Origin of the sequence: Paenibacillus sp. FSL R5-0636 (genome assembly GCF_037974255.1) — a bacterium.
Lineage (GTDB): Bacteria > Bacillota > Bacilli > Paenibacillales > Paenibacillaceae > Paenibacillus_AQ > Paenibacillus_AQ odorifer.
In genome coordinates, this window is sequence record NZ_CP150232.1 from 6,873,167 (window position 1) to 6,895,813 (window position 22,647).

Consider the following 22,647-nt stretch of genomic DNA (forward strand, 5'->3'; position numbering starts at 1 on the left):
GGGATAGCTTTTTATCTTATTATTTTGACAGCTCCACAAACCCTTCTCCGAATACATCTCTTACATCGTGTATGGTAATAAATGCCTCTTTATCAATGGATTTGACGATTTTCTTAAGCATAGTCACTTCCTGCTTGCTAATCACAATATACAGCAGCTCTTTAGGTGTCTTGGTATAGTACCCACGGCCATATATTACTGTGACGCCTCTATCCATAATTCCATTAACCTGTTCAGCAATTTTGTCCTGCTCTTGGGATACAATCGTAACAGCCTTCTTAGGGTTCACTCCCTCAATAATGAAGTCCATTATCTTAGTGGCTACATAGAGCATCACGATCGTAAACATCAGACTTTGTACTCCAATGATGAAATACGAAGCGAACACCACAATTAAATCGACGAGCAGCAGTGCGTAACTAACGTTCCAGTCCAAATATTTATGTAGGATTCTGGCGATGATGGTTGACCCTGCAGTCGTTCCACCCACTCGTATAATCAGCCCGATCCCCACACCTGAGAAGATACCCCCGAATATTGCATTAATTATCAACTCATCACTGCCAATATTCCAATTTTTCGTAAGAATCAGGAATAACGAATTGAAAAACACCGCAATAATCGTGTATACCGTCGTAGTTTTGTCTAGAAATTTGTACCCCACAATTAATAATAAAGCGTTAAGAATCAAACTAACAATACCGGGTGACCACTGATACAAATAGTAAGTAATCATAGTCAGTCCCGTGACCCCGCCTTCACCGAACTCGTTTGGAATTACAAACAAATTAACGGCCAAGGAGAATAACAAAGCTCCTACTATGATGGAAACAATATCCGAAATACGCTTTTTCATACGATGCCCCTTCTACCCTAGATCTATATCCACAAATACTAACACCGCTTTGATATAGATGCAATCCATCCGAAAGAAGTCAACAGTCTATAGATACAGTAACCAACCACCCCACCGCTAGTGTTCAAAATAAGATCATCCACATCAAAGGTACCGATATACAATACTAATTGCGTGAATTCAAAACAGAAGCTCAGCGCCAGTGAGAGAAAGAAGACTCTTTGAAACAGCCTTACTTTTTGCGATAACAGCATAGGCACCAAGATCCCAAATGGAATAAAAGCCAACAGATTCCCTACTAAATTAATAGATGAAAAAGGATCTGAAAGTGACAGATTGTCCATCCCCCGTGAGATCTCCTTAAAAGGGATATAGTTGCCACGCCGATTAAAAATCCTGTCTGGATGTTCAAACATACGTCCCGCTTGATCCAAAAGCGATAATAAGTTAACCGGTGCACCTTTAAATAAAATAATTCGGATTAAAAAATACATATAGACGATAAATATCGCTGCCAGCAAAAGGTTTATAGCAGACTTTTTTTTCGGCTCTTTAGTCATTAATATGTAGTAACAATTATGCCATCCATGTTATCGCCTGAAGTCATATATTGCCCTTCCTGTGGAATTTTGATCGTAGTGTATTTGGATACCGGAAAATAACTTACTGTATAAGCTTTACCGTCTACTGTTGTCGAAATCTCTTTGTTCTCCTTCAAGAAATCCAAATATTGCTCTAACACAAGCCCTTTCTCATGAATAATGGCGCTGTGCGGCAACCCTACATAACGGAAATGCCAGGGTTCATATTTTATCCCCGTAATCTCGGTTTTGTCTTTCGGATAGCGGAGAATAAAGCCGTATTTCCAAGCATTTTTTTGCAGCCATTTTCCTTCAGGCGCTTTACTCATTTCTGCTTGGGACGACCCGATATCCAGAGATAATCCTAAATTATGTTCACTGTATTGCGCCGGTAAAGCATAGTCCGAGCCTTTTTCCTGATATAATTTCTCTTGCTCTTCAAAGTCCCTGTACCCGCTGCTAATTAAAAAATGATTCACACCCTCTTTTTCGGCAGCTTTGACCATCTTATTGAATTTATGCGCTACACTTTCAGACAAACGAATCGAGGTATCCAGCAGTCCATAACCCTGCACCAGATCCGCCTGCTCATATAAGGTCACGATATCAGGCTTCACACTATCCTCATGTACCGGGTATTGTCTATTCACCAGCAACAAATCCCCTTGATACACCTGATCTTGTGTTACCACCTCTAAACTATTGTTATTTGTAATAGATTCTTTGCGAATCTTATCATCGTATCCTAAATTGCCCGTATTCGGTAAATAACGAGCCGCTGCATACCCAAGCAACAACACAACCAACGCCAAAAAGCCCCACTTCTTCATCAGCAATGTCCTCCCATTTCCTTGATAGGAATAGAATAACGAAGACACTTTAAAGAAAAGGCGGGACAAATATAAAGTTTTTCTTAAAATATATAAACTTCACTGGCTTTACCCATTAAAAGTATATCCAACGCCCCAGATCGTCTTAATGAATTTATTCTTATTGATGTCTTCGCCCAGCTTTTTGCGCAAGGTACGGATATGCACCATGACCGTGTTCCCACTCTCATAATAAGCATCGCCCCACACCTGTTGAAAAATGCTCTCCGCACTAAACACCTGCTTGGGATGGCTAACCAATAAATGCAAAATATCAAACTCTTTTGGAGTTAACTCTATGACCTCACCATAAAGAGTAACCGTATGCTCATCCGGTGAAATCATCAATCCCCGAACCTCTAGCACCGATTTAGTTATGGCTGCGGGCTGACTGAATTGTATGGAACGCCGCAACTGGGAATTAACCCGGGCGACCAGCTCCATTGGATTAAACGGTTTGGTCATATAATCATCTGCGCCCATAACCAGTCCGGTGATTTTATCAAGATCGGAAGTTTTAGCACTCAGAAAAATAATCGGCAGATGATGATGCTCCCGAATATGGCGGGTTACCTCGTAACCATCCAGCCCCGGCATCATAATATCCAGAATCGCCAAATCTATCGTTTGCGACTCAATGGCTTGTACCGCTGCCCTTCCATCGGACACTTTGAGGATATGATACCCCTCTTTTTGCAAATGCAAGGCCACCAAGTCGGCAATTTCCGCCTCATCATCCGCAATTAAAATGGTGATGCGCTTCATCTATTTTTCACTCCTATAGGTTGTGCTGTACACTCTTCATCCATTATACCCTAAACTCAAAAACCACTCCTAGAAAGAAGTGGTTTCCAATTAAATCTATGATTTATATAGTTTATTTACTTTTATTATAGCTGTCTAACAATAGCTCTAATGAAATACCATTTACTGTGACGCCTGAAAGATTGCAGTCTCTTATATCCACATTCGAAAGATCACAATCTACAAAGGATGTCCCGTTCAGCTGGCATCGCTCAAACTTATTGCCTTTGCCGTACAAATGAATATCGTGGAAATAAGCCTCTCCTAGTTCACTGTTACTAACCTCTATTTCCCACAGCCCCACTTCATTAAACTTAACAGAATGCATATTGATGTCATTAAAGGTGGTACTGCTCATATTAATATTATCGAATCCGGTCCCCTCCATATTTACATTGGAGAAGTTTGTCTTATGCATATCAATATCATCAAATTCACTCTGGCCCATAGCCACACGGCGAAAATTCGTTTCAGTCATTCTTTCATCCTGAAAGACTCTCTTCTTAAATTCGTCCTGTAATTTGTTTTCACTAAGATTATTATTCACTGTACTCAACATCTCCCTTTTTAAGATCGCTCTTGATCTACGGAGTCTACTCTCAACAGCTTCGCTGGATAAATCAAGGAAATCGGCGATTTCCCTAACCTTGTAATTGTCGATATAGTAGAGAATTGTGACTATACGATTAGCTTCTGATAGGGTGTTTAAGGCTTTCCACACATCTTGCTGGAGTTCTTTTCTGATAAATTTTAATGGAGAGGGGATTTCAACTTTTCTACTATGGTCTTAGCCAATCTGCTTCATCCCCCAAATGTATTCGGATGCTTATTCACCGTGATAATTATAGCCTAATTATTACCTAGCTAAAACAATCTGCGAGCCGTCACCAAACGTTTCTTCCACTTGTCACTTAAGGCTTCATAATGAACGCCAAGCTCCTTGGAGTACGTATGTAGGATCTGATTATTTCCCGCGTAAATCGCCACATGTCCAATATCAAGTCCACGTGCACTGAAGAATAACAGATCCCCCTTGCGCAGCTCGTTAATTCCAACCTCTTTGCCCTCTTTGGCCTGATTGTAAGAGACACGTGGCAGGTCAATTGCCAACATATCCTTAAATACATGTCCTACAAAAGAAGAACAGTCAAAGGTTGACGTCTGGTCAGTAGCAGCGCCAAATTCATAAGGCGTTCCCAGATATTTTTCTCCGTAAGCAAGCAGCTCGTTTCCCTGCCGCTCTACAAGAGCAGCACTCGTATAATTGCTATATTTGGGTTTAGCAGAGATATATCCACTCTTGTTATCCTGCGTTCGCACTTCTAACCATAAAGCATCTACTTCTCTAACCACATGTACCTTATCTCCTGCCGACAACATTTGCTGAACCGTTGATTGGGCTGACGAATCTGGCAAACTTCGCAGATTAACTCCATATAGAATTGTCGTATCGTAATCCACTGCCGAGTAGATACGAACAGCACGAGTAGCAGTATCCCACTTCACAGTGCTGCCCAAAGCTTCGCTGACAAAACGCAGTGGCATCATCGTATAACCGCCGGCAATCTGGCCGGGAACGGCTACACTTAAGGAATGGCCATTTTTATTCGCTGCTTGATCGCCAATATGATAGGTCAGCACCAGGTCTCCCTTGGTTGCCTTAACGGTCTTGGTATCATTATTCCAAGTAATCTTTGCCCCTTGAGCTTCAAATAACTTGCGCATAGGGACTAGTACTGTATCGTTTACGAGCAAGGGCTGAGCCTCTAATTGTAGCTGTTGATCATCCAGATAGACGGCTGTAACCGGAGTCTGAGGCGTTGTCCCCGCATAGGCCGGAGCAGTATAGAGCATAGATGTAAGTAGTAAAAGTAACATAGCTTTCTTTTGAAACTTCATGATGTCATCACCTCGTTGATTGATATGTGCACCTATTGTTACTAAAAAAAGGGTAATTAGTTTTGTTACAAATATTGGGGTGAGCATCTAGCTACAGCATAAGCACCTAAAAAAAGAGGACTGCGATCACCTTTCGGTACCACAGTCCTCTTTTTAAGTATGCCCTCATGGAGCCCGCTAGACAGGTTCCTCTACCTCAAAAATGGAATCAATAATGAGCGGAAGATTGTCCCTTACAGAAACAGCACCCAATACAGAACGAGCATGAAGACCCTTGTCTCCGAACACCTCCAGCATTAAATCTGAACAACCGTTAAGCACTTTATGATGTTCTTCAAAGAGGGGATCTGCATTAACGAAGCCTTGAACTTTGACTACTCTTTTCACTTTATCCAAAGAACCTAAAGCTGTCTTAAGGACGGCAAGGATCTCTATACCCGTTAAACGTGCAAAATGGTAGCCTTCTTCGGTAGTGTAGTCTTGTCCCAGCTTTCCTTTGGGATGGCCCGCCGGTCCTTTTCCCGATACAAAACATAAGCCATTAACAATTACGTAGTTAGCGTATTTTGCCGCGGGTTCACTAGCCTCAGGCAGGACAATTCCTAATGCTTCAAGTCTGCTCGCTATAGTGTGCTCTGTCATATCCATCTCCCCCTCCATTATCAACAGCATCAATAATTTAGTAAGATCATAGTTACTACTTAGCTTCAACCTCTGCTTCCCATCTCGATATTTCAGCGCGAACAATGGGTGCTACTTGGGTACCCAATAGCTCAATGGCTCTCATTACATCCTTATGAGGCATTGTGCCAAGCGGCACATGCAGCATAAAACGTGTGATGCCTACTTGCTTGCGCAGGTGAATGATTTTCTCAGCAACGGTCTCTGGGTCACCTACGTACAAGGCACCTTCAAATCTACGTGCCGCATCATAGCTTGCACGGGTGTATTGACCCCATCCGCGTTCCCGGCCAATAACATTCATACTAGCTTGCGTAGAAGGGAAGAACATATCCGCAGCCTGCTGATTATCCTCTGCAATGAAGCCGTGTGAGTGTGAAGCAACGGGCAGCTTCGACACATCATGTCCCGCTTGCGCCGCAGCCTTCTTATAGAGCTTCACGAGCGGAGCAAACTGTAGCGGACTGCCGCCAATGATAGCCAGCACAAGCGGTAATCCTAGTAGACCTGCACGAATTACGGATTCTGTATTTCCTCCGCTGCCAATCCATACTGGCAAAGGATTCTGCACGGGACGCGGATAAATCCCCAGATTATTAATGGCAGGACGGTGCACGCCGCTCCAGGTTATTTTTTCGGATTCCCGTATTTTGAGCAGCAAGTCCAGCTTCTCATCGAACAGCTCATCATAATGATTCAAATCATACCCAAACAGCGGGAACGACTCGATAAAAGAACCCCGGCCTGCCATGATCTCTGCGCGTCCATTCGAGATTCCATCCAGGGTAGCGAAATCCTGAAACACACGTACGGGGTCATCAGAGGAAAGTACTGTAACTGCACTGGTTAGCCGAATCCGTGTCGTCTGTGAGGCCGCCGCAGCCAGTAAAACTGCTGGAGAAGAAGCCGCATAATCTTTGCGATGATGTTCGCCCACGCCAAATATATCTAAACCCACCTGATCAGCAAGCACAATCTCCTCTACAACCTCGCGCAATCGCTGCGCATGACTTATCACTTCACCCGTCTGAACATCCGGTGTTGTTTCTACGAACGTGCTTATTCCTATTTCCACTTACAAATCCCCCTTAACTATAATTTCCTCTTTAAATTGTTTGTTTGATTATAACACAAGTTAAGGTTAAAAAAGCTAATCATTCTGTCCAACCCCAGTTTGTCGAGAAACTCATCCTTAAAATTTGCAAAACCACGCTTACAAATAGAGGATTTTGAAGGAATATGTTGAAACACTCTTAAACAAATAGCCGTTCTCGTAGAACAAATGATCATATGGCAAACCATTAAAATTCAAGGTAACATGAAAGAACTGTTAACCGGGTGGGAGAAGGTGTCACTGAAATGAATATCATGACATGGATTGATTTATTATTATTTTTTGTTTTGTTCGCTTTGTTCATCTACATATTTGCGTCTGTAACCATCACTAACCTACATAAAGCATACTTAGTATTTCATTTTACTATGATGTTATGGCCCTTCTGTCAATTTGCTATCAAAACAACCGACAATCCCAGGTTTCAATTGTTTTATGTGAAGCTCGCATTTATCGACTCGGTTCTGTTAACGATTGGCTGGCTTCTTTTTACGATACTTCTCACTGGAAATTCACATCTCCTTCGAAAAAAGAACACGCTGATCCTATACATTCTCGCAGCATTGATCATAGTAGTAGTGATCGCTAATCCAAACGGAAATTTTGTTCTCCCTATGAACGGCGGATATATCGAAAGATATTATGGTCCGATTTTTTGGCTGCTTATTATCTTCTTAACCACCAGCGTAATGATTTCTCTGTATATCATCTATTCAGCCCTAGTCTCAAACACTACACAGCGGATCAAAAAACAGGTTGCTCATGTGCTCAAAGGGGTGCTGGTGCTAACGGTATTTATATTATTGGATGTTTTTCTTAATGTGGTGTTGCTTAAATCTGATCCAGTTATTCCGGGGCTGACCTCTCTGGGGATCTTAATCTCGGCAATTTTTTTCGTAATTGCTATTCATCGGGATAAAATATTTGATCTCGTAACCATCGCCCATCAGGATATCATTGACACCATTACAGAAGGAATTCTTGTACTGGATGATAGTGAGACTGTAGTAGAAATCAATCGCTCGCTTTTCCCAAGAATCAATCTACAAACCGGTGCTCGCTTTGACGTGTCGACCATCGCACCCATGGAGCAAACTTCCGGAGCTTTCGATTTATTCCTTCATACATACTTGAACCAGCCCATGGAGAGAACCGAGGTTGAACTATTCTACACCTCACTCAATGCATACATTAACATTACTGCCGCGCCGATTGTGGTAGGTGGAATCAGGGTTGGACGCATTCTTACTTTTCAGGACAGAAGCGAGCTGCATCGCCTCATAGCCGAGACCAATCACCAGAACGAGACCCTGCAAGAGCGTAATGCTGCATTAACTGAAATCCAGAATGAACTATCGCAAACCAACCAAAAACTTAAGCAGATGGCCATAACGGACAGCTTAACCGGTTGTTATAATCGTCATTACTTAACGTTACACTTAGAGCATGAGATCATAGAAAATATGAAACTCAAGCAGCCTTTTGCTATCATCCTTCTGGATATCGACTTTTTCAAAACAGTGAATGATAATTACGGCCATTTAATCGGTGATGTGGTCATTTGCAGCACGGTAGAGGTAATTAAGAAAACGTTGAGGGAGACGGATGTTCTGGCGCGTTATGGCGGAGAAGAATTTATCATATACTTACCAAATACAGATCAAACACAAGCAAACCACTTGGCAAAACATATCAAATCTATAATAGAAGCTAATAAAGTACATGTAGAGGATGTTGCTCATGCCCTATCAATTACTGTTAGTATGGGACTGCTGTCCATTAGTAATTTTGCAGCTCAATATACAGAAAGCCTGACCAATCAACTAAATGATTTATTCGAATCTGTGGACAAAGCCTTATATCAAGCAAAAAATGCCGGACGAAATCAGATTGTTGAGATTAATAGATAACACTCCTTTGAGCGAATGACCATATCAAAAAGAAAGAATCAGCCTACTTCTGTTGAAGTTAAGCTGATTCTTATTTTTTAGATCTTTTTAACAAACTCGGACTTTAATTTCATAGCTCCAAAACCATCGATTTTGCAATCAATATCATGATCTCCGTCCACTAAACGGATGTTTTTCACCTTTGTTCCTATCTTCAGAACGGATGAGCTTCCTTTTACTTTAAGGTCTTTAATAATAGTTATAGCATCTCCATCATTTAAAATATTACCGTTGGCATCTCTGACAACCTTGTTCTCTTCACTGCTTTCAGCCTCTGTGTCGAGGCTCCACTCATGCGCACATTCCGGGCAGACGAGCAAACTACCATCTTCATAAGTGTATTCTGAATTACATTTCGGGCAATTTGGCAAAGTAGACATCAAAGTGTCCTCCATTCGTTAATGTAAATCTAGTTGTGGTTCCAGTGCATAGCCTCAAAAGTATATTTCATATTTGGTAAGGTTTCCACTAGATATCAGCAGTAAGTTTGTCTAGATTTCGACAGCGGACAGTAATTCTCAAATATTGTCTTGTATATTTTTTCCTAATTCAATAAGATGGAAATGTCGAATTTTTATGTAAATAGATAGGAGAGTGAGTAATGATTAGTCGCAGAAGTGTTGCATTCGCCATTATTTTGTCATTAATTACATGTGGGCTCTATACAATATATTGGTTTATTGTTCTAACCAATGAGGTAGGCGAACTGAGTGGGGACTATACATTTACAGGAGGAAAACATTTTCTTTTAACGTTGGTTACGTGTGGGATCTGGAGCTTCATTTGGGCCTATCAGGTAGGTAAACATATTGCTGAAGCTCAAAGACAGCGCGGCCAGTACCCGTCAGATAATTCAGTGCTTTATGTGATCCTGACACTCTTTGGTCTGGGTATTGTCACGTATGCCTTGGTACAATCCGATGTTAATAAACTGGTATAAGTTTACGACTTATAAAAGGACACATCCTAAACTATTTTGGGGTGTGTCCTTAAGTCTCGTCGGCGTAGTTTATCTCAAAGCATGGATACCCTTAACCAAGATTAGTATCCCTTGTCCATTTCATGAATGGACTGGATTGTATTGTCCCGGATGTGGAGTCACAAGAGTTATTCTTTCCTTGCTGAAGCTCGACGTTATTCAAGCGTTTAGATTTAACCCGTTGCTGTTTATTTTAGCACCTCTGTATATGTTGTATTGGATTACTAATAAGAAGCAAATCCGGCCTCTTAGCCAGGCAATTATGGCTATAATGTTGATTCTGACCGTTACATTTGGAATACTGAGGAATCTCCCGCTGTTTGAATATTTGGCCCCGACAGTAATTCGTTAACAGCAACAACTATTACAAAATAGCTTGCAGTCGCACAATCGCTTGGGCCCGATCAACCACTTCTAATTTGCTGTAAAGATTGCTAATATAATTACGCGCCGTACCTTCCGCAATATGTAATGTATCGGCGATTTCACGATTGTTCAGTCCCCGGATAATGAGCTGTGCCAGCTCTTCTTCCCGTTCTGTCAGACTGATACGATCCAGACCCGATCTTTGCCAATGTTCATAGTCCTCTGTTAACCTGTTCATCCTCGACGCCAGTTTGGCTGCTACCGGAGCTGGCAGAATAAATTGCCCGGATAACGTATCATGAATCGAAGCGATCATTTTATCTGCGTCCATGTCCTTCAGCATATAACCGCTTGCTCCGTAGGCCATTCCCTCTACAATATAATCAGTCTCTATAAAAGTAGTCAGGATCAGAATGAAGATGTTCGGCCGAATCTGCTTTATTCGTTTCAAGGCGCTAAGGCCATCCATAACTGGCATTTGAATATCAAGCAGCACCAGATCAGGCTGGAGTGCCTCCACCATCTCGCAAGCCTCTTCTCCATTCTTGGCAGCACCGACCACTTCCATATCATCTTCCAGATCCAAAATGGTGCGAAGTCCTTCCCGCGTCAACAATTGATCATCGGCAATTACAATTTTTATTTTACTCATGTTCTATCCACAACCCTTCGCATGGGCAGATCAATCTCCAGTAAACATCCTTCATCCATTTCTGAATCGATGGATAAGCTGCCTCCCAGTTGCTCAACCCGTTCCTTCATCGTCCTAAGTCCAAATCCCATCACGATTGGACTCATCCCTAGCCCACAATCCTTGAGTCTAAACTGCAAGTTCGCTCCAACAGACTCCAGACTAAAATGGAACTCGGCACTCTTTCCATGTCTGATCCCATTAGTTAAGCCCTCCTGCAAAGCATGATAGATTGCCTTTTTATAGGCTGTTGACATGGCTTCCGGCAGATCATAAATAACTGCATGAACAACAACGCCTGCATTGCGTTCTGTATCTTTAATCAACTGCCTCAGCATCACGGTTAGGTCAGAATACCTGTCCTCTTTCAGCATATGGACAGAGCCGCGGATTTCATTCAAGCTATGCCGCACAAGATCCTGGGCTTCTGCCAGACGCTGAAAGCCGCTGTCTATCTCCTTCTTCTGAAGCAGCCGCTTGCCAGCTTCAATCTGCAGAATCGTCGATGTAAGGGTATGCCCGACAATATCATGAATCTCTTGGGCAATACGATTGCGTTCCTCAAAAACAGTAGCTTCGGCCAAAGCCGCAGATGTTTCCCGCATCGAACGCTCCAGGCTGCGAGTTCTTTCTACCACTTGATCCTCCAGATTTTTTTTGAGATATTGGATTCCCGAATATAGCTTGGCATTAGCGATTGAGATTGCGCATTGTGAACCAAGCAGCTTGAGCACATCGAGTCTGCTTGGAGTAAATACACCCGGCGATAGATTATTCTCCAAATAGAGCAGGCAAACCAATTTATTCTGATTCATGATGGGGAGACATAGAACAGATTTCAGTCTATTATTCCTAACGTAAGTATTACGTGTAAATATCCCTTCACTGAGCGCATCATGTAATACAACCTGTTCTTGTGTTCTTGCCGCGTAAGCTATAATCGCTGCCGGGACCAACCCCGATTCTTCCCCAAGTGGAACAGATTCGATATGCTGGGCTTCTGAGGTCCCATAAGCTTCCACCATCCATTTGCCGTCATGATCAAAAATAACAGCCCCATATTCTGCCCCAGCATTGTGGAGCATGATTCGCATCAGCGTGGCCAATAATCGGCTCATCTCCATCTCGCCCGATAATGCTTGGGCAGACATTACCACAGAAAGGGAATCCACACGATCGAGCCCGGGCTCTCGTTTAATATGCAGCAAATGGCGATGCTGCTGCTCCAGGTCAGCCGCTTTAGCCTTTGCGCCCCATTGCAGATAAGCCTCATAGGCCTCAGTCATATAGATTCTTGCCAGATGCATTTTGCCATGACGAAGCCCATATTTGCCATAACATTCCGCCGCCATCGCTAAATCGTGAATATGACCGTGGACCCGAGCGTTCTCAATGGATTGCTCATACAACGCTTCAGCTTGGCGGGGATCTCGCGATAGACGAGTTAACTCAGCCTTCATCAATAGATATTTATGCTGATAATTCCCCGGACAACGCATGGCAAGATTTTTCATTTTCTTCAAGCATTTACGCATTTTTGCCCGATATGTACGTTGCTCTTCAGCGTTATATTCCTCATACAACTGAGCCCAAACTAAACATTCATACATGATCTGCATGGGACTGTCTAAGCCATCTTCGCGTGATTTTATAATGGCCGCTGATTTGGCTAATGCCTCACCGGCTTCTCGGTATTCTCCAAATACATAGCCCGTCAAATACTGATAGATCCAGACCATTTCTTGTATAAAATCAAAGGTGTCCCCATGAACCGACTGTGCAAAATCAGGCTCGCTAATCTCCGCGATGGGAAAGGGATCATCTATAGAGCGATAACCTGTCAGTCGAACAAGAATGGCCGCCGCTACAATAGCCTGCTTACAGTGAAGACTGTTGTTATGGCGCAGCAAATCTCCGGAATGAGTAATTAATCGCTCATAGATATCGCCGAGAGGATGACCAAATTGCAAAAGGGAGGCACAGTTGATCAGCACATTCTGGTTGCCCTTCCATAAGTCACCTGATTCCAGTCCCACTTTACCAGCCTTCTCGGTAAATGTATGGAGCATAGCTGGATCATAATGCCGCCAGCTATCGTAGCACATGGCGAACGCGGCTAAGGTTGTCATATGCTGTTTCGGATAGGGTTCGGATAAGCTGAATGCCAGCATGGCCCATTTAAATGTTTCTTCATCATTACGGAAGTAATAGTACTGAAACATTGCATAGCCTATGAATCCAATGGAAGCCTCCGGGGTCATCCCATAATCAAGCGTTAATTCAATCATGGTGAAGGAAGAAGCGAGCCACCCTTCTCGATTGACGTAGAAACAAGCATTGCTCGAATGATCTAAAGTAGACATTGCGATTCTACGTGCTTCATCAGTCATTGGAGGTAAAAGAGTAAGCGATTCGAGTGAGACCTTCTTGAGTCTACGCCGCAATCGTAACCATTGAAGCGTCAATTGAGCATAACCAGGATCAAATTGATGCTTCACTTTCAGTAACGATAGGGTATGCTGGCCTAAGGAGATCACCTCTTCGTGGTTATCATTACTTGCTTCCAACTGCACCTTCATTGCGTAGACATAAGCCTTATCCATATTTGTCGTAGCTTTATCAATTAACAGATGGAATAATTCATTAGCCGTATCAAAATGGGAACATAAATATTCGAGCTCTGCCCTCTCACGAAATACCCGGAAGGTTAGCCCATAATGCGCCTCCCAGCTCTGCTCCGCTAATAATGACGTTGCCTGAAGCATATATTGTAAGGCTGTCTCATGTGCGGTTGTTTGCTTCGCTTTGACCCCTGCCTGTAAGTTCAGCTCTACCAGTTGAAGCCTCTGTTCAGGGCGGTCTAACCATGTAAGTGCCTGATTCAAATGCTGGACAGCTTCAAATAGGGTCGTTCCTTCACTTAGCGGGCTGCGGCCTAGCAATAACAGACCAATCTTCCAATGCAGCTCGGAACGCTCCTCTTCGGAAATAAAGGCATATGCTGCCTGATGAATGCGGTTATGCTGAAACTTATAATGCGGATATTCCTCCCCGTTAACGGGCTGCAACAAGCGCCCATGTACAGCAACCGCCAACGCTTCGCTCAATGCCTCTATCGGGGTCTCCGTAATATCAGCAAGTGTACGTAAATCAAATAGGCTGCCTATGAATGCGGCTCTGCTAAGTGCATATACCGTCTGTTCAGGAAATTGTTGCAATTTACTTGAAAGGTATGAAGCTACGTTATCGGGAACATTTAATTCAGTAATACGCTGGAGATCCCATTTCCAGCTTCGAATATTCTCATCAAATTCCACTCGCTGATCATCTATCAAATCTTGAAGGAATTGCTTAATAAATAACGGGTTTCCATCTGTCTTATGAAGCAGCACACGCGCCAGCTCGTCCAAGTCAGCTGCCTCGTAACGCATAACATCAAGTAGCAGTTGTTTTAAATCGGTGAGTTCAAGCGCTTGTAAAGAAATTCTGCTCATCGCTACGTTGCGGTCAATCAGATGCTTTTCCAGCCTACTGAGTGGGTGCAGCCTTGTAATCTCCCGATTGCGATAGGAAAGCACGATTAGCAGATGAGTCGTTGCCGTATCCTCTATAAGCGAAGTGAGATATTGCAGCGACGTATCATCAGCCCATTGCAAATTATCCAATACCAAGATCAATGGATGATCCTCATGAGGAAAGAGTTGAATAAATCGGCTCATGATTAATTGAAAGCGATGCTGAGCTTCCAGCGGTGGCAGTGAAGGCACGGAGGGTTGTGGGCCAATCAAGAGTTCAAGCTTAGGAACAAAATCGATCAGCAACTGACCGTAATTGTCCACTGCTTGTAGAATACGCAGCTTCCAAACCTCCACTTGCAGCTTTGTTTCCATCAGCAGCTGACTAACCAACTCTTCTATGACTTGATGCCAGATGCCATAAGGGAGTGAGGTATGTCGGGATTCGAATTTGCCTCTGGCGAAGAAACCATCCAAAGAGACTGTATTTCTAAGGGTCTCCTTTAGAAAGGTTGTTTTGCCGATACCACTCTCCCCGCTAATCCAGACCGTCTCTACGGCACCTTGTGATGCTCGTTGCAGCGCTTCCCTTAAGCTTTGTTGCTCAAGATGTCTTCCATAGAAGCGTCCTGATACCATCCACCGCTCTGGGATATCCCAGCTTCCTAGTGGAAAAGGCTCAATATGCCCGGATTCTTCTAGACGGGATAGACATTCCTCAAGATCCGATTTAATGCCTAATGCGCTGGCGTATCTCGCTTCAGGCATCTTCTCCATGCATTTACCAACAATATCAGAGACCGATAGAGGGATAGTGGGGAACTTGCGGTGCAGAGGCTCAGGTGTATCTGCAAGATGACGATATACAATATCAACAACATCATGCAGCTCAAAGGGGCGGCTGCCTGAGAGACATTCATACAGGATGATCCCAAGCGAATAAAAGTCAGAACGGTAATCCGGTTTGACTCCGGTTCGTCCCGTTTGTTCTGGAGCTATATAAGGAAGCAGAACATCGGGCCGACCGCTTAACGGTGACAAAGGACTCGTGATGTTTTCGGTAGAGCACATTCTTATATCAATAAATTTCACTTCAAAAGTAATGGGATTGACGATTAGATGAGCGGGGGTTAGTTCATTTAGTGTTATTTTTTCACGATGAATTTGCATAAGACAATCAGCAATAGCTGTAGCGATCCGAAGCAGCGCTGGAAGACCCAGTGAATTAACAGGCATACGCAGGATCTGCCCAAGAGTACTCCCCTCTATATCTTTTAAGAGAAGGACTGGTCGGTCCGCCATAATTTCCAAACTGTACGCCTCTATTGCACCACGTCCGCAAAGTCGCTTAAGCATGTCATACTCATGACGAAAAGCATCGACCATGGCAGCTCCCGGGTATTCTCCTATTGTTGTCTTAGCGATAACCCTTAGGCCGTCCTCTTGACGTAGAAGTCTGTATAACCTGATATCTGCGGTATTATCTATCAGATCTAAGGTTTGGTATCCTGGCAATTCAAACATCAACAGCACTCCCTAATTACAATTAGACAGAATACTCAATCTCGCAAAGTAGTTAAAGCCATTATAACATCTGATCTTGCCGTTCTACTCATAAGACATTTCATATTTCGTTAATCCTATCGCGTTGGCGCACAGTGCCGCCTGTGTCCGGTCAGTAACCTGCAGCTTCGCTAAAATCTGACTGACATGCTTCTTCACCGTAAATTCACTGATAAAAAGACGTGTGGCAATCACTCTATTGCAAGCACCTTGTCCAAGCTGAATCAGGACTTCCTTCTCTTTTGGTGTCAATTCATCTGTTGGACTGCTGGCGCTCATTCGCATCTTTTCTTCCATTAGGCCAGGATCGTAATATTTTCTCCCTTTGTTCACCAACTGGATAGCAAAGAGTAATTCCTCCGGCAGTGCCTCTTTCAGTACATATCCGTCTACCAGTACTTCTTCAGCCCTCAAAAAATCCTCTCTGCTCGCAGAGGAAGTCAACAGTATGAATTTACTAACCATGCCGCGGGTACGTGCTATCTTAATGACATCCAGTCCTGATTCATCAGCAAGTTTAAGATCAATGAGGACAATGTCTGGATTTGTCTCTTCAATCACATCAAGTGCTTCCGGGCCAGTCGTAGCTTCACCTGCAAATTGCATATCCGATTGCATTGCAATGACAGATGCCAGCCCTCTTCTAACTAATGGATGATCATCTACAATGATGATTTTCACAGAAACACCTCTCTCTAAACCGCATACATTATTTACTTCTTTGTATAAAAAGCTTCAATTAGAGTATTCATTTAAATTTGACGCATTTCTGATTAAGTATAGTTAAAAGACTACACCGCTTATAGTGAGCGTTGTCATTTCTTTTGTCATATGACAAAATGGATATTTTTACATAAAAACCCCTCATTTAAAAACTGGCGAACCATGGTTATAGAGACCACAATCCGCCTGTTTTCTTGGGAATTTAATTATTATTAATAAAAGAAATGATTTGCACGAGATTACCTGCGACTTGGTAAGTTAACCCCAGCATGTAAGTTCCTTTCTCCTCGTTTGATAGGTCAATAGTAAACACATCCGGATTAGCAGCCCATTCCTTCATATCAAACACAATTTCTTTAGATGTTCTAGTGTTTCTTACCCCAGCGGAATTAGGGATCACTTTGCTGCCATCGAGCCCTTTCACCAGATTAGCTACTTCAACCACAGGTCCCTTAAATTCTCCTACCTCTAACACTTGTGGGTCGGCCAATAAGCTCGTTAGTTTAGTTAACCCTTGTAATGGGGAGAAATCTGTAATTTCATTTCCAGTAATGTCAAGTGTCTCTAGGTTATTTGCGTACTGCAAACCTTCCAAGGATCTGGCTCTTCTGGTTTCGCTGGTTAACGTTGTAAGGTTATACATATCCCCTAGCGTTAGTTCTCCAGTTACGCCCAATGTAGTCTTGATCGAAGCACTTAAATACGGGTCCGCCACAGTAATCTCTTGCGTAAGATCTATTTGGACCAAACCTTCGGTTGCTTGTTGCAACGCTGCTACAGCTTCGTCTACTTCACTTTGCGTAACAGAAGAGTTAGCCAACACTGTCTCTGCTGTCGAGAGGTTGGACGTAAATGCCGCGATGCTCTCAGGTGTGAAGCCTTCTAGAGAAATTGCTTTAGCCGCTGCAATCGCCTGTTCCAGATCTCCAGTGAATAAGTGATCTCCATTCGCGAAATGTAGTTTGGCTCCACCCCATGTAGCATGGTCAGATCCGTTGCCATTTCCCCCGTCTGTGACAACTAATTTCAGTTCTTTTGCTCCATTAATATCCAATTCAATGAATTTCTGCGGATCTCTCGAACTCATGACTCCACTATCGAATTTCTTCTCTCCATCGACAAACACCTCAAAGCTCACCGAACCAACAGAACCGTACATTTGTCTATCTACACCTACATAGGAAGTGAAATAGTCCGCGTTTTTGTCGCTTAGATTGTATACAATCGTCGAGTTAGAGTGCGCTCCAATTCCTCTTTCATAGGACACTACCTGATTGTTCTCATCTGTTAATCTCAGCGTATTGGCACTAATAGATTTATCCTTCAAAGGTGCAGTATAGCTGTTCTGAGTAGAGTTCCAGTCGTAATCCGTCAGATACGTAAAGTCCGTCATGTCTACTACGGCTATAGTTCTAATCTTCGTGGTCGTATTTCCATCACTATCTGTTACTGTGTAAGTGATTGGATACTTTCCAGCCCGGTTGAATTTAACTTGCTCTTGGCCTGTGACCTTCACTTGAGCCGTCAAGTCACCGTCTTCCGAATCCATTGCCGAATAGCTTTCACTGATATCAATCGCTTGGCCCACTTTGGTTGAGACAGATTTAGGTATGGTAAGCTCTGGTGTATTGTTCAAGATCAAAAACTTCGCATCAGCAAAATCACCGTGATCTGAAGCATTTCCGTTACCTGCATTATCTAACACCAGCTTCAATTCACTTACACCCTTAACAGGTATCCGCGCAAGCTTGGCTTCTGTACCAAATTTCATCAGTCCGCTGTTATAAACCTCTGCCCCATCGGCAAAGATTTTGAAAATTACACTGGAGTTGCTCTGCTCAGGGATATTTCTATCAACCCCTACATACGTTTCAAAATATTCATAGTTTGCACCCGCCAGATTATACACGATTTCAGAGCTGGCATGGGTTCCTAAGCCCTTAGCGAACTCTTTGACCTCACCATTTACCAGCAGCTTAAACGGATTGTTAGAGCTAGCCTTATCTTTTCGAACCACATTATAATCCGTTTTTGCCGATTGCCAATCTACATCACTCAGGTATTTACTAGCGCTGTATACAACAATCTTTCTGGCCTGCACAGCGGAGTTTCCATCTGAGTCTGTAACTGAAAACTCGACGTTGTAAGTCCCTGTTTTGCTTGATGTGAATCCATTGGATTGTACTTCAACGGCTCCAATTAAATTACCATCTTCCGTATCAAAAGCTGTTACATCGCTCAACACATCAAATTCGCTGTTCAGCTTAACGAAGTTTGTCTCTTCCGGCACTGTAATGATAGGTTTGCTTGAATTATTCGAGAACTTCGCATCGGCCCATACCGTATGGTCTGAAGCATTGCCATCCTTAGCATCTGTTGTGACCAGCTTCACCTCTCTTGCGCCAGTCACTGGGATTTTCACAAATTGATGTTCTGTTCCTGCCCGGAAAACATCACTCTCAAATTTCTGTTCTCCATCCACATACACTGCAAAAGTAGCCGAGGAAGGTTTCCCTTTCATGGCCTGATCGATCCCAATGTAGCTTTCAAAGAAGTCGTAACCCTTACCTTCAATATCGTAAACTACCTCAGAGTTGGCATGAACACCAATCCCTTTCGCGTACGTCGCAGCCAATCCTTGGCGAACAAGGGTTATGATTCCCCCGGAAATAGCTTTATCTTTCTTTAATTCACCCCAGCCTACAACGACTGACTTGGCATTGAGATCGGAAATATAGGCGTAGTCGCTCGTTACCGTAACCTGTGTGGTTTTCGTTTTCGTAACCCCTTCGCTTTTCACTTCATATACAATTTCGTAGTTGCCTTTTTGCGTTACATCAACGTTATTGGCTTTCAGAGAGACATCCGCAGTAATATCGTTTCCTAGATAGTTAGCCGCTTTTACATAGCTCATCGGATCAAAGGTTTGATTAAGCTTTAAAGTGAGCTGATCTTCAACAGACAAGGCTGGCTTAAAGGCTTTAACCTGTACGGGCTTCAGTGGGTTCAGCTTTTTATCATAACCGACGATCTTGTACGTATAGTTGATACTCGCATCTACATTCTGATCCACAAATTGGTCAGTTCCTGTAAAACCAACTAACACATCATTTCTATACACTTCATATCCTAAAAAGTCTTGCTTAAGCTCTTTATCTATACTGAAACTTAACGTGTTCGTTCTAGCCGTGGTGTTAGGTGTGATATTAACCTTAATGGCCAGATTTTTATCCGCTATTCCAGTTCCCTCATAATTAATCACCGAGTTATTTAAATACCATAACTTTTGCGGTGCCGGATACTTGGCTACTTTCGCTTTTGTCTCAGGATTCACAGTGAAGCCATGTCTGGCAAAATAGCTGCTTAAATCTAATCCCAGTACTTCGGAGGAGAACTCCACCAAATACTGCTGCTTGGAATTGTCACCGTTGGGAAGGGTGACCTTCCGCTCCCGATATAGCTTGGTCAGCTCTGTCCAGTATCCCGGATGTGCCAGCTCCAGCTGCCAATAGGCTCCGAGTTGTGCAAATAAGCCCTGCTGATTCATTACCACTTTATTTTCTTCGAGGACATATTTATAGATATCTGATTCATACGGTATACGATTATCTATCGAATTCGCCGCGACAGACATAAACATAGACACCATATTATTAGTTACTTCGCCATATTCCCGTTCACCCATAGCCAAGCGATGCCCAATTTCGTGATTCAGTCCCCAGCCCGGATAAGCTTTGTTAAAATCACCTAACATGGTTCCTACTGTTCCAAGTTGGATCCCTGTATGATCTCCCGCTGCATACATCGCACCATAAGGCTGCATCAATCGAATATTCTCACGAATTAGCTTGGCATCATGAATCTCACTACTGCCATCCAAGCCATAGAAGGTAAAAATGCTTTTCATCCAGGTGTCATACCCAGTTACGGTATCCAGCGGGTTATTTCCTTGCGTAATAAATTTGTTGTACGCTTCAGTCGCAGTTCCTGTAAAAATAACATGATCGCTGGCCATTTCTACCACATCGATAAGTTTGCGATCTTGAACATTTGGATGAGCCGCTTTATCTTCGTCTAATCTTTGTTTGTATGTGGTTAAGAAGGTTCTGAATTGTTCTGGATCCGTGGTCTTGGTCATAAAAGGAATCTTTTCTAAACCTTCGAAGCGGATCAGTGGCGCCTTCCCTTGCTCCTCAGCTGTATAGGGATTTACGATATAAACGGTGCCGCCCTTAGTTACATCATGAGCATAAGCACTAGTCGTTGCAATTTCAGGTACAGTTATAGTGTTCTTGCCCGCACGCAATTGTACGCCCCTAGCCCAACTATTCCAAGCTCCCTCTTGTTGAGAAAAGATCAAAGAAGGCAACTTATCACCCGAAGCAGCATCCACATAAACATTGATGGTCTCGCCAGGCATTGCCGCAAGTCCTGTAGGCTGGTTGTTCGTGCCGAAGCCTATTCTCAGGTTTTGCTGAGCATGTTTTTTCATATCTCCACGCTGCTCCGCCTCTATGATGGTACCTTCGATTTGAACCTCGCCATTAACCAGCTTCTTAGCTAGTTCCAATGAATCTTTAAGGATTGGATAGAGCGGATGTACTTTTGCCGCTTCCTCCAATTCATTGATTTTTGCAACGTTATTATAAGCAGACACAACCGCACTCATCGTTCCATCTGTGAAAATACCATTTACAGCTTCGCTTACTTTATCTTCTGTATAAAATCTAAATTCAGCCGCAAAAGGTCTGTTAATATTAGCTTTTGTGAACTTAAATTTTAATCTTTTAAACTTCGTCGGTTCGAATTTAAATTCCAGAAAATCATTGGTACTAATCGCGGTTCCGCTAGATACAAGTTGGAAGGTCTCTCCTTTACTCGTCTCTGATGCATAGATTTCAAAAGCCTCTGGGAATCCTTTGCGGTTATCTCTAGCCAAAAAAGCCACTCTGTCCAGCACTTCCGCTTGCGCTAGTTCAAACACGACTTCATTCGTGAAGCTTGCATCATTGTTTTTGTTCGTTTCCCAATGCGTAGTGGGCTGGTCATCCAGCATATATTCAGGCTTCGTACCTGGGTAGCTTCCACCGTTCACCGTTACTTTTGATACGTTTGCATTTGGCATTCTATAAGCTTGGCTATAGGCATTTTCATAGGCTGTACCATACCCTTTTAGCTTCGAAACCTTGGCTGCCGTTGCGTCTACCTGATGGTTCTCCAAAAGGATCTTTGCATTCTCTATCTCTTCTTTAAACTGCGTATACAGTGGATGTGCCTGCACTTCATTCTCTAAAGCTGTTAATTTCTCTGTCGTATTAAAGGCAGCACTAACTTGGCTCAAGGTATCATCTGTAAATAAATTTTTCATTTTAGCAGAGACACTATCCTCTTTATAAAAAGAAAACTCAGCCGCACTCGCCCAATCTTGGTTCGCTTTTTTGAAGACAAATTTAAGTCTCTTAAAAGCCGTAGGTGCGAACTGAATCTCCACTACATCACCGGTTGAGCCTGTATATTCTCCAGAAGACACGAGTGTGAAATCACCCGCATCGGTAGTGGAGCCATAGATATCAAATTCTTGAGCAAAACCTTTACCTCTAGCACCAGATTGCCTAGCGGCATAGACCATTCTATTTAATTCAGTGGACTCATTGAAAACAAACACAACCTCATTCGTAAACGTTGAACTATTCGGTTTGCCAGTCTCCCAATGCGTGCTCATATCCCCATCCATAGCCTTAGCTATAGGTGAGCCTGAGTAGTTGCCACCGTTATTTGTGATGGTTTTAATATTTGCTGGATTCATTCTAAAAACCTCATTATAGGCATTTAGAACATCCTTGCCGTACAGCTCAAACGGAATAACCGAAGCGTTGCTTAATAAGTTGACCTTACTTTGCGCGACTGTTTTTGTTACATTTACCTTGCTTGCCTCACTTGCTAAAGCATAACCTGCCTCACTCGAAAAACTGGCCAACATGGCCGCCGATGTAGCGATCGCAATCATTTTCTTCATCTCTTCTTACCCCCAGATGTCATATGAATCTCTCCAGTGCC

General features: G+C 43.1%; 16 protein-coding genes. 3 read left to right on the forward strand and 13 right to left on the reverse strand.

Going from position 1 to position 22,647, the window contains the following annotated elements; genetic code table 11:
• Positions 1–19 precede the first annotated feature (19 nt).
• From MKX34_RS31340 to MKX34_RS31375, 8 genes are all read right to left on the reverse strand, one after another.
• On the reverse strand, positions 20–856 hold the full coding sequence (locus MKX34_RS31340) for a YitT family protein (RefSeq protein ID WP_036682251.1): 837 nt from the start codon (positions 854–856) through the stop codon (positions 20–22).
• A 38-nt stretch (positions 857–894) separates the two neighbouring features.
• Positions 895–1,416, reverse strand: a complete 522-nt coding sequence (locus tag MKX34_RS31345) for a VanZ family protein (protein ID WP_051491230.1) — start codon at positions 1,414–1,416, stop codon at positions 895–897.
• On the reverse strand, positions 1,416–2,267 hold the full coding sequence (locus tag MKX34_RS31350) for a D-Ala-D-Ala carboxypeptidase VanY (RefSeq protein WP_038573816.1): 852 nt from the start codon (positions 2,265–2,267) through the stop codon (positions 1,416–1,418). Before MKX34_RS31350 ends, MKX34_RS31345 begins: the two co-directional genes overlap by 1 nt.
• Before the next feature lie 108 nt (positions 2,268–2,375).
• Positions 2,376–3,071, reverse strand: coding sequence for a response regulator transcription factor (locus tag MKX34_RS31355; protein ID WP_036682255.1), 696 nt, complete (start codon positions 3,069–3,071; stop codon positions 2,376–2,378).
• Positions 3,072–3,183: 112 nt separating this feature from the next.
• Positions 3,184–3,588 carry a pentapeptide repeat-containing protein gene (locus MKX34_RS31360; RefSeq protein ID WP_141118434.1) on the reverse strand — a complete coding sequence of 135 codons (405 nt, stop codon included), beginning with the start codon at positions 3,586–3,588 and terminating at the stop codon, positions 3,184–3,186.
• 386 nt (positions 3,589–3,974) lie between these two features.
• Positions 3,975–5,009, reverse strand: a complete 1,035-nt coding sequence (locus MKX34_RS31365) for a stalk domain-containing protein (RefSeq protein WP_036682258.1) — start codon at positions 5,007–5,009, stop codon at positions 3,975–3,977.
• 177 nt (positions 5,010–5,186) lie between these two features.
• Positions 5,187–5,651, reverse strand: a complete 465-nt coding sequence (locus MKX34_RS31370) for a RidA family protein (protein ID WP_036682469.1) — start codon at positions 5,649–5,651, stop codon at positions 5,187–5,189.
• Positions 5,652–5,706: 55 nt separating this feature from the next.
• Positions 5,707–6,765, reverse strand: coding sequence for an LLM class flavin-dependent oxidoreductase (locus MKX34_RS31375; protein ID WP_076124143.1), 1,059 nt, complete (start codon positions 6,763–6,765; stop codon positions 5,707–5,709).
• A 284-nt stretch (positions 6,766–7,049) separates the two neighbouring features.
• Between MKX34_RS31375 and MKX34_RS31380 the strand changes: the two genes are divergently transcribed.
• Complete coding sequence (locus MKX34_RS31380; protein ID WP_076296994.1) at positions 7,050–8,714, forward strand: diguanylate cyclase; 1,665 nt, start codon at positions 7,050–7,052, stop codon at positions 8,712–8,714.
• A 77-nt stretch (positions 8,715–8,791) separates the two neighbouring features.
• On the opposite strand, the gene MKX34_RS31385 is transcribed toward MKX34_RS31380, so the two are convergent.
• Positions 8,792–9,133, reverse strand: a complete 342-nt coding sequence (locus tag MKX34_RS31385; RefSeq protein WP_036682263.1) for a zinc ribbon domain-containing protein YjdM — start codon at positions 9,131–9,133, stop codon at positions 8,792–8,794.
• A gap of 221 nt (positions 9,134–9,354) precedes the next feature.
• On the opposite strand from MKX34_RS31385, the gene MKX34_RS31390 reads away from it, so the two are divergent.
• Positions 9,355–9,693, forward strand: coding sequence for a DUF4234 domain-containing protein (locus MKX34_RS31390; RefSeq protein ID WP_051491231.1), 339 nt, complete (start codon positions 9,355–9,357; stop codon positions 9,691–9,693).
• On the forward strand, positions 9,674–10,084 hold the full coding sequence (locus MKX34_RS31395; RefSeq protein ID WP_076274861.1) for a DUF2752 domain-containing protein: 411 nt from the start codon (positions 9,674–9,676) through the stop codon (positions 10,082–10,084). The genes MKX34_RS31390 and MKX34_RS31395 overlap by 20 nt, the downstream gene beginning before the upstream one ends.
• Positions 10,085–10,096: 12 nt before the next feature.
• Here the strand turns inward: MKX34_RS31395 and MKX34_RS31400 are convergent, their stop codons facing one another.
• From MKX34_RS31400 to MKX34_RS31415, 4 genes are all read right to left on the reverse strand, one after another.
• Positions 10,097–10,750, reverse strand: a complete 654-nt coding sequence (locus MKX34_RS31400) for a response regulator transcription factor (protein WP_036682266.1) — start codon at positions 10,748–10,750, stop codon at positions 10,097–10,099.
• On the reverse strand, positions 10,747–15,828 hold the full coding sequence (locus MKX34_RS31405; protein ID WP_076296993.1) for an AAA family ATPase: 5,082 nt from the start codon (positions 15,826–15,828) through the stop codon (positions 10,747–10,749). Before MKX34_RS31405 ends, MKX34_RS31400 begins: the two co-directional genes overlap by 4 nt.
• Before the next feature lie 84 nt (positions 15,829–15,912).
• Entirely contained in the window at positions 15,913–16,548 is a 636-nt protein-coding gene (locus tag MKX34_RS31410) for a response regulator transcription factor (RefSeq protein WP_076105102.1), read from the reverse strand.
• Between the two features lie 244 nt (positions 16,549–16,792).
• On the reverse strand, positions 16,793–22,606 hold the full coding sequence (locus MKX34_RS31415) for an NPCBM/NEW2 domain-containing protein (RefSeq protein ID WP_076296992.1): 5,814 nt from the start codon (positions 22,604–22,606) through the stop codon (positions 16,793–16,795).
• Between the last annotated feature and the right edge of the window lie 41 nt (positions 22,607–22,647).

What these genes read in the sequence shown, in the direction of transcription:
- MKX34_RS31340 (WP_036682251.1), bottom strand. Translation starts at nt 856, where the DNA reads ATGAAAAAGCGTATTTCGGATATTGTTTCCATCATAGTAGGAGCTTTG.
- MKX34_RS31345 (WP_051491230.1), bottom strand. Translation starts at nt 1,416, where the DNA reads ATGACTAAAGAGCCGAAAAAAAAGTCTGCTATAAACCTTTTGCTGGCA.
- MKX34_RS31350 (WP_038573816.1), bottom strand. Translation starts at nt 2,267, where the DNA reads ATGAAGAAGTGGGGCTTTTTGGCGTTGGTTGTGTTGTTGCTTGGGTAT.
- MKX34_RS31355 (WP_036682255.1), bottom strand. Translation starts at nt 3,071, where the DNA reads ATGAAGCGCATCACCATTTTAATTGCGGATGATGAGGCGGAAATTGCC.
- MKX34_RS31360 (WP_141118434.1), bottom strand. Translation starts at nt 3,588, where the DNA reads ATGACTGAAACGAATTTTCGCCGTGTGGCTATGGGCCAGAGTGAATTT.
- MKX34_RS31365 (WP_036682258.1), bottom strand. Translation starts at nt 5,009, where the DNA reads ATGAAGTTTCAAAAGAAAGCTATGTTACTTTTACTACTTACATCTATG.
- MKX34_RS31370 (WP_036682469.1), bottom strand. Translation starts at nt 5,651, where the DNA reads ATGACAGAGCACACTATAGCGAGCAGACTTGAAGCATTAGGAATTGTC.
- MKX34_RS31380 (WP_076296994.1), top strand. Translation starts at nt 7,050, where the DNA reads ATGAATATCATGACATGGATTGATTTATTATTATTTTTTGTTTTGTTC.
- MKX34_RS31385 (WP_036682263.1), bottom strand. Translation starts at nt 9,133, where the DNA reads ATGTCTACTTTGCCAAATTGCCCGAAATGTAATTCAGAATACACTTAT.
- MKX34_RS31390 (WP_051491231.1), top strand. Translation starts at nt 9,355, where the DNA reads ATGATTAGTCGCAGAAGTGTTGCATTCGCCATTATTTTGTCATTAATT.
- MKX34_RS31395 (WP_076274861.1), top strand. Translation starts at nt 9,674, where the DNA reads ATGTTAATAAACTGGTATAAGTTTACGACTTATAAAAGGACACATCCT.
- MKX34_RS31400 (WP_036682266.1), bottom strand. Translation starts at nt 10,750, where the DNA reads ATGAGTAAAATAAAAATTGTAATTGCCGATGATCAATTGTTGACGCGG.
- MKX34_RS31405 (WP_076296993.1), bottom strand. Translation starts at nt 15,828, where the DNA reads ATGTTTGAATTGCCAGGATACCAAACCTTAGATCTGATAGATAATACC.
- MKX34_RS31415 (WP_076296992.1), bottom strand. Translation starts at nt 22,606, where the DNA reads ATGAAGAAAATGATTGCGATCGCTACATCGGCGGCCATGTTGGCCAGT.